The organism is Clostridium sp. (assembly GCF_026168755.1).
Lineage (GTDB): Bacteria > Bacillota > Clostridia > Clostridiales > Clostridiaceae > Clostridium.
The window spans coordinates 1-11,183 of record NZ_JAPFDR010000069.1; the positions used below are offsets into that span (position 1 = coordinate 1).

Here is an 11,183-nt window from a genome sequence, read left to right on the forward strand (position 1 = left end):
CTATGAGGCAGGTTGCCCACGTGTTACTCACCCGTCCGCCGCTAGCTTTGTTCCGAAGAACTCCACTCGCTCGACTTGCATGTGTTAGGCACGCCGCCAGCGTTCGTCCTGAGCCAGGATCAAACTCTCACTAAAAAGTTCAATCATTTGCTCAAATTATTTTGAGTCTTTGTTTTAAGACTCTCAAAAGAATTGCTGGTTACTTAATTTATATTCTGTTCAATTTTCAAAGATCATTTAGCAATCAACTTGACTGCCTATTTATAATATCATTTATCTTTTTCGGTGTCAACACTTTTTTAAAAAACTTTTTTAGTTTATTTCGTGTTTTTACCTCATCGCCTCTCTTCAAATTTACTATTTGTTCCCGACGACGTGTTTTATATTAACACGTTTTATAATATACAAATATCAAATTTATGTAATTCTATAAGTTTTATTCTATACTCTCTCTTTTTTTCTCATTTTTTCTCTTTTTTACTTATAATGATACTCTTGGATGTGTTGATAATATTTTCACTCAAAAACTCCCTGTTTTCTATTAAAACCAAATCACTTATATATATATTCACAAGAATTATTATCATAATTAAACTTTATATTTTATCTAAAAACTTTACTAAATGTTTAAATCAAAAAAAGAAGCAAAATCAATTTCTTACTTCTTTTTTGATTTAAGATTTAACTTCTATAATTTATTATTTAATCTATAGACTATTTACTATTTCTTTAAATCTATTTCCTCTTACTACAAAATTAGGAAACATATCAAATGATGCACAGGCTGGTGATAAAGTTACAACATCTCCATCTTGAGCTATTTCTTTTGCCTTATTAACAGCCTCCTCTAAAGAATCCACCATAATAATTGGAACATTTATATTCTTATTTAATCTTAGTTTATCAAAAGCTTCTTTTATTGACTCTTTAGTATTTCCCAAAAGTATTAATTCCTTTATAAAAGGATACCCCTTTTCAGCTAGAGGCTCAAATGGTATATGTTTATCATATCCACCTGCTATTAATATTACTTTTCTCTCAAAAGCAAATAATCCAGCAAGAGTTCTAGTTGGGCTAGATGCTATAGAGTCATTATAATACTTTACACCATCAATCTCTCTTACTAACTCACATCTATGCTCAACGCCAGCAAAACTTTCCGCAACTCTCTTCATTGTTTCAATTTCTACATTATCCTTAGTTGCAGTAAAGGCAGCCAAATAATTTTCTACATTATGCATCCCCTTAATAACTATATCATCTTTTTTACAAACTACATTTCCATCTAGATATAATATTCCTTCATTAAAGTATGCTCCATTCTTAAGGACTCTCTTCGAAGAAAATTCCCTTATTTCTGCTTTTGCTTCACTCTCAAATCCATAAGTTATATCATTTTCTCTATTTAAAACTAAAACACTATCATTACTTTGATATAAAAATATATTTTTCTTAGCATCTATATATTCTTGCATATCCTTGTGCATATCTAAATGATTTGGTGCTAAATTTGTAACAACAGCTACATCAACTGGTAAATTCATAGTCATAAGTTGAAAGCTTGATAATTCTAAAACAACCATGTGGTTTTCTTCTATTTCTTCTATATTAGAAAACAAAGGAGTACCTATATTCCCCCCTACCCAAGTTTTATATCCTTGTGCCTCTAACAACTTAGATATTATTGTAGTTGTTGTTGTCTTTCCATCTGATCCTGTTATTGCATATATTTTTCCTTTACAATATCTTACGAACTCTTCCATTTCAGATGTTATATAAGCACCCTCTTTTTTTGCTCTTACTAAGGCTTCACAATCAATTCTCATAGAAGGTGTTTTAAATATAACTTCATATCCAGTTAATTTTTCTAAGTATTTTTCTCCTAATTCTAATTTTACACCTTTTTTCTTAAACTCAACTGCAATTTCACCTAATGCTTCCTCACTCTTCATATCAAAACCAGTTACATTAGCTCCTAACTTTACCAAAAAGTTAATTAAAGGTATATTACTAACACCAATTCCTACTACAGCAACATTTTTCCCATTAATAAATTTTTTAAATTCACAAAAATCCTTCATTAATTGCCTCCACACTCATACACAATATATATATTTATCTATGTTTATATTATTGATTCTTTCCAATATATAAATAATTATATCATTATAACTTCTTATATTCTATAATTTAACATCTTAAATACTTGCTCTATAAAAATATGCTCCTATTACTTTAAGTATTATCTTCACAATATTATATATTTTATCTTTAATTTATTTCGCCACACTATATTGTATTAAATTTATTTTTTTGATAATACTTTATATTTAATAACTTATAGGCTATTAAAGCAAAATAGCGTTAGGAAATGCTATTTTAAACATATATCCTAACGCTATAAAACTAAAATTCTAGACTTTTTGCAATAAAGTCATTTAATTCTTCTATCTTAACTCTTTCTTGAGTCATTGAATCTCTATGTCTTATAGTAACACATCCATCATTTTCAGTTTCGAAGTCAACTGTTATACAGAATGGTGTTCCTATTTCATCTTGTCTTCTATATCTCTTACCAATACTTCCTGTTTCGTCATATTCAATATTGAAGTTCTTAGCTAACATTGAATATACTTCGTCAGCTTTTTCTGATAATTTTTTAGATAATGGTAATACAGCAGCCTTATATGGAGCTAACGCTGGATGTAAGTGCATAACTGTTCTTACATCTCCACCTTCTAACTCTTCCTCATCATAAGCATCAACTAAAAATGCTAATGCAACTCTATCTGCACCTAATGATGGTTCTATACAGTATGGTATATACTTTTCATTAGTTGTTGGGTCTAGATATGTCATATCTGTTCCTGAATGTTCAGCATGTTTCTTTAAGTCATAATCTGTTCTATCAGCTATTCCCCAAAGTTCTCCCCAACCAAATGGGAATAAATACTCTATATCTGATGTTGCATTTGAGTAGAATGATAATTCTTCTTCACCATGATCTCTCATTCTTAAACATTCTGCATTAACCCCTAAATTTAATAAGAAGTTCCAGCAATAATCCTTCCAATATCCAAACCACTCTAAATCTGTACCTGGCTTACAGAAAAATTCTAATTCCATTTGTTCAAACTCTCTTGTTCTGAAAGTAAAGTTTCCTGGCGTTATTTCATTTCTGAAAGACTTACCAATTTGAGCTATACCAAATGGTACCTTTTTTCTTGAAGTTCTTTGAACTGATTTGAAATTAACAAATATACCTTGAGCTGTTTCTGGTCTTAAGTATACTGTACTAGCTGAATCTTCAGTTATTCCTTGGAAAGTCTTAAACATTAAGTTAAACTTTCTTATATCTGTGTAGTTCATTTTTCCACACTTAGGACAAACTATATTATTCTTAGTTATATATTCCATTAATTCTTCATTAGTCCATCCATCAGCACAAGCAACTTCTACACCATTTTCAGTCATATGATCTTCAACTAACTTATCTGCTCTAAATCTTGATTTACATTCTTTACAATCCATTAAAGGATCTGAGAATCCACCAACATGCCCTGATGCAACCCAAACTTCTGGATTCATTAATATCGCACAGTCAACTCCTACATTATAAGGACTTTCTTGAACAAACTTTTTCCACCAAGCCTTCTTAACATTATTTTTGAATTCTACTCCTAATGGGCCATAATCCCATGAGTTAGCAAGTCCTCCGTATATTTCTGATCCCGGAAATATAAAACCCCTGCTTTTACATAAAGCAACAATTTTATCCATAGTCTTTTCTACTGCCATTTTTAATCCTCCTAAATATTTTTTATAATAAAAAAAGCCTTATAACCATAAAGGGACGAAAATAAATTCCGCGGTTCCACCCTTCTTGGCTAAAGCCCAACTTTCTAAACTAACACTCAAAAGCTCCCTTCATTTTAACTTCTTAATGATTTTCACCTACCATCATCTCTCTAAAAAGAATATTAAAACTACTTTTCTTTCTCAACATGTTTATTAAATTTTATATATATTAATTTTATCAAATGACCTTTATATGTCAAGCTAAATTACACTCTCTTTTTTTATCATGTTTACAAAAATGAAACCCTTAAATTTTAATTAGTTTAAATTAATTTTACATCTACTAAAAAATTTTCTTTTTTTAATTATGCATTTATAAAAAAAGAGTTTTGTATCAACAGACTTTATCTGCTCTTACAAAACTCTTCTAAAATAAAAATGGCTCCGCGAAGAGGACTCGAACCTCCAGCCTATCGGTTAACAGCCGAGTGCTCCACCATTGAGCTATCGCGGAATATTATTTGCAACAATGAAATTTAAAGTGGCTCCGCGAAGAGGACTCGAACCTCCAGCCTATCGGTTAACAGCCGAGTGCTCCACCATTGAGCTATCGCGGAATATTATTGCAGCAATGAAATTTAAAAGTGGCTCCGCGAAGAGGACTCGAACCTCCAGCCTATCGGTTAACAGCCGAGTGCTCCACCATTGAGCTATCGCGGAATGTCATTGCATAATTTATTATATCAGCTTTTATATAAAATGCAACACTTTTTTTCTACTTTTTTTAAAAAATTTTCTTATTTCTTTTTATAAGGCTAAATTTCATTTTAAAATTTAATATAACTATAATAAATTAACATCTTAGTTATCACCTTATTTAGTCAATAAATTAAAAATATACTTCTTATACTATGTGTTTCTACTGCTTATAAAAATTATCCACAAATCTTTAGTAAATGTAATTTTCTAAAGAAAAACAACCTCCAATATATAAATTAAAGGTTGTTCTTATTTAGTAATTCTTATTAGTTAATTTAAATAAATCTAATGTTAACTGCAGCGTTATTTTTATTAGTTTTGTGGCTTCATTGTTGGGAATAATATAACGTCTCTAATTGATGCTGAATCAGTTAAGAACATTATTAATCTATCTATTCCTATTCCTAATCCACCTGTTGGTGGCATACCTGTTTCTAATGCGCTCATGAATTCTTCATCTATCATATAAGCTTCATCATCACCAAGTTCTCTTTCCTTCTCTTGTTGAGCGAATCTTTCTCTTTGAACAATTGGATCATTTAATTCAGAATATGCATTACATAATTCTCTACCAAATACAAATCCTTCAAATCTTTCAGTGAACATTTCGTCTCCTCTCTTTTTCTTTGTAAGAGGAGAAATTTCTACTGGATAATCTATAATAAATGTTGGTTGAATCATATGCTCTTCACAGAATTCTTCATATAATGCATTTAACACTTCACCTTTAGTTACAGTATTTAATGGTTTTGGGAACTCTAAATGCTTTTCTTTAGCAATAGCTTGAGCTTCTTCATCAGATTTAATTTCTTTGAAATCTACTCCAGCATATTCTTTAACAGCATCAACCATAGTAATTCTTCTCCATGGTGGCATAAAGTCAATTTCAGTTCCTTGGTAAGTAACCTTAGTAGTTCCATTAACCTTCTTACATACTTCAGCTACCATATTTTCAGTTAATTCCATCATATCATTATAATCAGCAAATGCTTGATATAACTCTATCATTGTAAATTCAGGATTATGTCTTACTGACATACCTTCATTTCTGAAAGTTCTTCCTAATTCATAAACTCTTTCAAATCCAGCAACAATGCATCTCTTTAAGTATAATTCTGGAGCTATTCTTAAGAACATATCTAAATCTAATGTATTGTGATGAGTTATAAATGGTCTAGCAGAAGCTCCACCAGCTATAGTTGCAAGCATTGGAGTTTCAACTTCTAAAAATCCTCTATTATCTAAGAATTCTCTTATTCCTTTAATTATTTGACTTCTCTTCATAAAAGTAGTTTTAACTTCTGGATTAGTTATTATATCTACTTCTCTTTGTCTATATCTTAAATCTGGATCTTTTAATCCATGCCACTTTTCTGGAAGTGGTTTTAAAGACTTACATATTAATTCTAAAGTTTTAGCCTTAACTGATATTTCTCCTGTTTTAGTTTTAAATACTTCACCAGTACAAACAACCCAATCACCTAAATCATTAGTCTTGTATTGCTTTAAGGCTTCTTCTCCAACTTCATCAATCTTTATGAATAATTGAATTTTTCCATCCCTATCATGTATATCTGAAAAGACAACTTTTCCTTGTCCTCTCTTAGACATAATTCTACCAGCAACTGTAACTTCTTTACCTTCTAAGTCTTCAAAGTTATCCTTAACTTGTTGTGAACTATGAGTTCTATTAACTTTATATACATCAAAGGGATCCTTTCCCTCTTGTTGTAATTGAACTAGTTTCTCTCTTCTTAATCTTTCTTGTTCATTGAATTGCGACTCTAGTTCTTGCATGTTCATTTCTTCCGTTGACATTCACTATACCTCCAATTAGTCTCTTCTTATTTCTAAGACTTCAAACTTACTTACTCCACTTGGAACTGCAACTTCTACTACATCTCCAACTTTCTTTCCTATTAATGCACTACCTACTGGTGATTCATTTGATATTTTAAAATTCATTGGATCTGCTTCTGCTGAACCAACTATTGTATATTCAACTTCTTCATCAAATTCGTAATCCATAACTTTAACTATTGATCCTACTGATACCTTATCTTTTGGAATTTCACTTTCATCAACAACTACAGCATTTTTTAACATGTTTTCTAATTGAATTATTCTTCCTTCAGTAAAAGCTTGATCGTTTTTAGCTTCATCATACTCAGAATTTTCACTTAAATCTCCATATCCTAAAGCTACTTTTATCTTCTCTGTAATTTCTTTTCTTTTTACTGTCTTTAAATATTCTAACTCTTCTTCAAGTTTTTTAACACCTTCGTAAGTCATTATAAATTTTTTTGATTGACTCATATCTTTCTCCCCTTCAAAGCTTAACCGTATTCATATATTAAACACAGAAGCTTAGTAATCTTAAAATCATTTTAAATATTATAAATCAGGCTATTTCATCTGTCAACAAAATAACTAACTATTTTAAATGCTTATATATTACTATATTATTAATAATAAATTATATATCCCTATAAGCATAAATTTATTAACTCTTCTTTATAGTTTTGCAAGGTATTAACTACTTCTTGCGTTGTAGTTAAACTGTTAACTACATTTCTAATTTCACTACTTTTTGGCAATCCTTTTAGATACCACGCTGTATGCTTTCTCATTTCTCTAACAGCTTTAAACTCACCATCATACTTAATTGCTAATTCATAGTGTCTTAAACACATATTAATCTTTTCTTCTGCACTAATAGGTAATATCTCTTTACCATTTAATACTCTCTCTATTTGATTAAATATCCATGGATTCCCCATACTTCCTCTTGCAATCATTATTGCATCACAGTCAGTTATTTCTTTCATTCTTAAAGCATCTTCTGGTGTAAATACATCTCCATTACCTATAACAGGAATTGAAACAGCTTTCTTTACCTTACCTATTATATCCCAATCTGCCTTACCTTCATACATTTGCTTTTTAGTTCTTCCATGAATAGCAATGGCATCTGCTCCTGAATACTCCATGACTTTTGCAAATTCTACTGCATTAATATTATTATCATCGTATCCTTTTCTAAATTTAACTGTAACTGGTTTATTTGAAACCTTCTTTATTTCACTAACTATTTCTCCAGCTAATTTAGGGTTTAACAGCAATGCTGATCCTTCACCATTTTTGGTTATCTTAGGTGCTGGACATCCCATATTAATGTCTAAAATACATATATCATCCATTTTATTAAAATGACTTTGTACTACTTCAGGCATTATCTTAGGGTCATTCCCAAAAATTTGAGCTGCTACTGGTTTTTCTTCATCAGCTATTCTCAGAAGTGATTGTGTATTTTCACTACCATAATATAATGCTTTCGCACTCACCATTTCAGTATAAACTAATCCACATCCCATTTCTTTACATAGTCCTCTAAATGAAATGTCAGTAACTCCTGCCATAGGTGCTAAGAAAACACTTTTTTCAAAATCAAGGTTTCCTATTTTCATTTATTTACTCCTTATTTTTATCATATATTATTCTTAACCCCTCTAACGTTAAGCTAGAATCAACTTTATCTATAACATCTGTTGATTTTGCTATTAAATTAGCTAATCCTCCAGTTGCAATTACATACGGATTTTCAAGTCCCATTGTAATCATTTCACTCTTTATTCTATTAACTATATATTCTACTTGCCCTATATATCCATACAATATACCAGCTTGCATACTTGAAACTGTATTTTTACATATTATACTTTTTGGTAATTCTAACTCTACTCTTGGTAGTTTTGCCGCTCTTTCAAATAAAGCATCAGAAGATATTCTTACGCCTGGACAAATACACCCACCTAAATAATTACCTCCTTCAGTAACCGCACAATAAGTAGTAGCTGTACCGAAATCAATAATTATTACGTCTCTTCTATATATTTCATGAGCAGCAACTGCATTTACTATTCTATCTGCTCCTACTTCTTTAGGGTTATCATACTTAATATTTATACCTGTTTTCACTCCAGGTCCAACAATTATAGGATCTATATTAAAACTCTTCTTTATCATATTTTCTAAAGAATGCATTATATTAGGTACAACAGAAGATATTATTATTCCTTTAACTTCTTTTGGATTTAAATCATTTTGATTAAATAATTGTATCATTTGTATCCCATATTCATCTGAAGTTTTTTTGGAATCTGTAGAAATTCTCCAACCAGCTATATAATCATTATCTTTATATACTCCTATAACTATATTTGTATTCCCCACATCTACCAGTAGAATCATAAACGCACCACCTTAACATAATTAAAGCAGCCCTAAAGCTGCTTTTATCGTAATATTAAACAGTAATTAAAACTAATAATTTAATTTTAACAATTACATATTATTTGTCAAGTGTTGTAAATTTTAAATATTAAAATAATCCTACAATTTCTCCACTTTCTAGAATATCCATTCTATTAGCTGCAGGAACTTTTGGTAAACCTGGCATGGTCATTATATCACCAGTTAAAACAACTATAAATCCTGCCCCATTTGATACTCTAACTTCCTTTACAGTTATATCGAAGTTTTCAGGTCTTCCTAATAAGCTAGGATTATCTGACAATGAGTATTGAGTTTTAGCCATACAAATAGGCAATTTATCTAATTCAAACTTCTCAAGTTCTGCAATTTGTCTACTTGCTGCAGGAGTATATAAAACACTCTTTGCTCCATATATTTCCCTGGCAATAGTTAATATTTTATCTTTAATAGTATCTTTTTCATCATATAATACTCTGAAGCTTGATTCTTCATTATCTAATACATCATTCACTATATTAGCTAATTCTAATCCACCTTCTCCACCTTTAGCCCATACATCACTTAGAGCTACTTTTACTCCTAGCTTTGCGCAGAATTCCTTAATAAATTGTATTTCTTCATTTGAATCTGTTACAAACTTATTAATAGCAACTACAACTGGTACATTATATTTCTTCATATTCTCTATTTGCTTCTCTAAATTAACTATTCCTTTAGATAAGGCTTCTACATTAGGTATATTTAAATCTTCTTTTTTAACTCCTCCATGATGTTTTAATGCTCTCATTGTAGCAACTATAACTATACAATTTGGAGTTAAATTCCCATACCTACATTTTATATCTAAGAACTTTTCTGCTCCAAGATCCGCTCCAAATCCACCTTCCGTCACAACAATATCTCCTAATTTTAATGCCATTTTTGTAGCAACTATAGAATTACATCCATGCGCAATATTGGCAAATGGGCCTCCATGAATTATAGCTGGTGTATTTTCTAATGTTTGCACTAAATTAGGCTTTACTGCATCCTTCATTAATAATGCCATTGCACCTTCAACTTCTAACTGTTTTGAATATACTGGATTTCCATCTAAATCATATGCAACTAATATGTTCCCCATTCTTTCCTTTAAATCTGATAAGCTTGTAGCTAAACAAAGAATAGCCATTATTTCAGAAGCAACAGTTATCATGAATCCATCTTCTCTTAAGAATCCATTAACCTTGCCTCCCATACCTACAACTATATTTCTTAGAGCTCTATCATTCATATCCATAACTCTTTTAAATATAATTCTTCTTGAATCTATTCTAAGGTCATTTCCTTGATGAATATGATTATCTATAGCAGCACATAACAAATTATTGGCTGTTGTAATGGCATGCATATCACCTGTAAAGTGTAAATTTATATCTTCCATTGGAACAACTTGTGCATATCCCCCACCAGCAGCTCCTCCTTTTACTCCAAAAACAGGCCCTAAAGAAGGCTCTCTTAAAGCTATTACAGCTTTTTTACCTGTTTTACATAACGCTTGCCCTAAACCTACCGTAACTGTAGATTTTCCTTCTCCAGCAGGAGTAGGATTTATTGCTGTAACAAGAACTAATTTTCCATCTTTCTTATCTTTATTATTTTTTAATACATCTAAAGAAATCTTACATTTATATTTTCCGTAAAGCTCTATGTCATCCTCACATAAATTTAACTTTTCTGCAATCTTTACTATAGGTTCCATTTTTGCCTCTTGTGCTATTTGAATATCACTCTTCATATAATAAACCTCCTTATTATTTCAAATTCTAAATATATCTAATTATATCACCATAAATTTCATTTTAAAACATAAATCGAATATTTTATTTTATTTTAAATAAAATATTCGTTAATATAAGCAAATTAACTTTTATCTTTAACTAAATTGTTCGTTACGTGGAATCGAAAAAATGAAATATTTTTTTCCTGGAAGCGTGAAATTTTCACCTAGAATTTATATAATTGATTACATAAAGCTGGCTAAAGTTTTTAAACTCGCTATCGCTCAAACAGTAAAAACTTCTTTACGCCACTTTACTCCATCAATTATTAAATTCTACTGCTTAATTTCAATGTTCCTTCCAAATTAATATTTCATTTTTTCTTTTTTTCACGTAACTACTTATAACATTGCACCTTATAGTTAATCATTTCTGCTACATATATATGACAAATCATTAACTTTTAAGGTGGTATTGCGGTTCATCAAGTGGAAGAGAAAATATTAATGATATTACCGGAAGGAATATTGTAATTAAGTTTTAGAATTTAATTGTTTTTGGAAGAAAAAGAGCGTTAAGAAGCTGAGGGAA

Annotated in this window: 7 protein-coding genes, 3 tRNA genes, 1 rRNA gene and 1 other annotated feature; all 11 genes read right to left on the reverse strand. The window is 30.3% G+C overall.

Going from position 1 to position 11,183, the window contains the following annotated elements:
- Positions 1 to 135: ribosomal RNA gene (locus tag Q0Y03_RS14325) — 16S ribosomal RNA — on the reverse strand; the annotation flags it as partial.
- Between the two features lie 572 nt (positions 136 to 707).
- Positions 708 to 2,081, reverse strand: a complete 1,374-nt coding sequence (gene murD / locus Q0Y03_RS14330; RefSeq protein ID WP_297714492.1) for a UDP-N-acetylmuramoyl-L-alanine--D-glutamate ligase — start codon at positions 2,079 to 2,081, stop codon at positions 708 to 710.
- A gap of 325 nt (positions 2,082 to 2,406) precedes the next feature.
- On the reverse strand, positions 2,407 to 3,798 hold the full coding sequence (locus Q0Y03_RS14335) for a glycine--tRNA ligase (RefSeq protein ID WP_133017004.1): 1,392 nt from the start codon (positions 3,796 to 3,798) through the stop codon (positions 2,407 to 2,409).
- A 48-nt stretch (positions 3,799 to 3,846) separates the two neighbouring features.
- Positions 3,847 to 4,012, reverse strand: a binding site (T-box leader).
- A gap of 225 nt (positions 4,013 to 4,237) precedes the next feature.
- Positions 4,238 to 4,312, reverse strand: a tRNA-Asn gene (locus tag Q0Y03_RS14340).
- A 28-nt stretch (positions 4,313 to 4,340) separates the two neighbouring features.
- Positions 4,341 to 4,415 (reverse strand) — tRNA-Asn (locus Q0Y03_RS14345).
- A gap of 28 nt (positions 4,416 to 4,443) precedes the next feature.
- Positions 4,444 to 4,518: transfer RNA gene (locus Q0Y03_RS14350), tRNA-Asn, on the reverse strand.
- 351 nt (positions 4,519 to 4,869) lie between these two features.
- A complete protein-coding gene (lysS, locus tag Q0Y03_RS14355; protein ID WP_294142296.1) occupies positions 4,870 to 6,375 on the reverse strand; it encodes a lysine--tRNA ligase in 1,506 nt (501 codons plus the stop codon).
- Positions 6,376 to 6,390: 15 nt separating this feature from the next.
- The gene (gene greA, locus Q0Y03_RS14360; protein WP_133017002.1) at positions 6,391 to 6,873 is read right to left on the reverse strand and encodes a transcription elongation factor GreA; all 483 of its coding nucleotides are present in this window, start codon (positions 6,871 to 6,873) and stop codon (positions 6,391 to 6,393) included.
- Between the two features lie 170 nt (positions 6,874 to 7,043).
- Complete coding sequence (dusB, locus tag Q0Y03_RS14365) at positions 7,044 to 8,024, reverse strand: tRNA dihydrouridine synthase DusB (RefSeq protein ID WP_297714493.1); 981 nt, start codon at positions 8,022 to 8,024, stop codon at positions 7,044 to 7,046.
- 4 nt (positions 8,025 to 8,028) lie between these two features.
- On the reverse strand, positions 8,029 to 8,808 hold the full coding sequence (locus tag Q0Y03_RS14370; RefSeq protein WP_297714494.1) for a type III pantothenate kinase: 780 nt from the start codon (positions 8,806 to 8,808) through the stop codon (positions 8,029 to 8,031).
- 130 nt (positions 8,809 to 8,938) lie between these two features.
- Positions 8,939 to 10,609, reverse strand: a complete 1,671-nt coding sequence (locus Q0Y03_RS14375; protein ID WP_297714495.1) for a formate--tetrahydrofolate ligase — start codon at positions 10,607 to 10,609, stop codon at positions 8,939 to 8,941.
- Positions 10,610 to 11,183 lie beyond the last annotated feature (574 nt).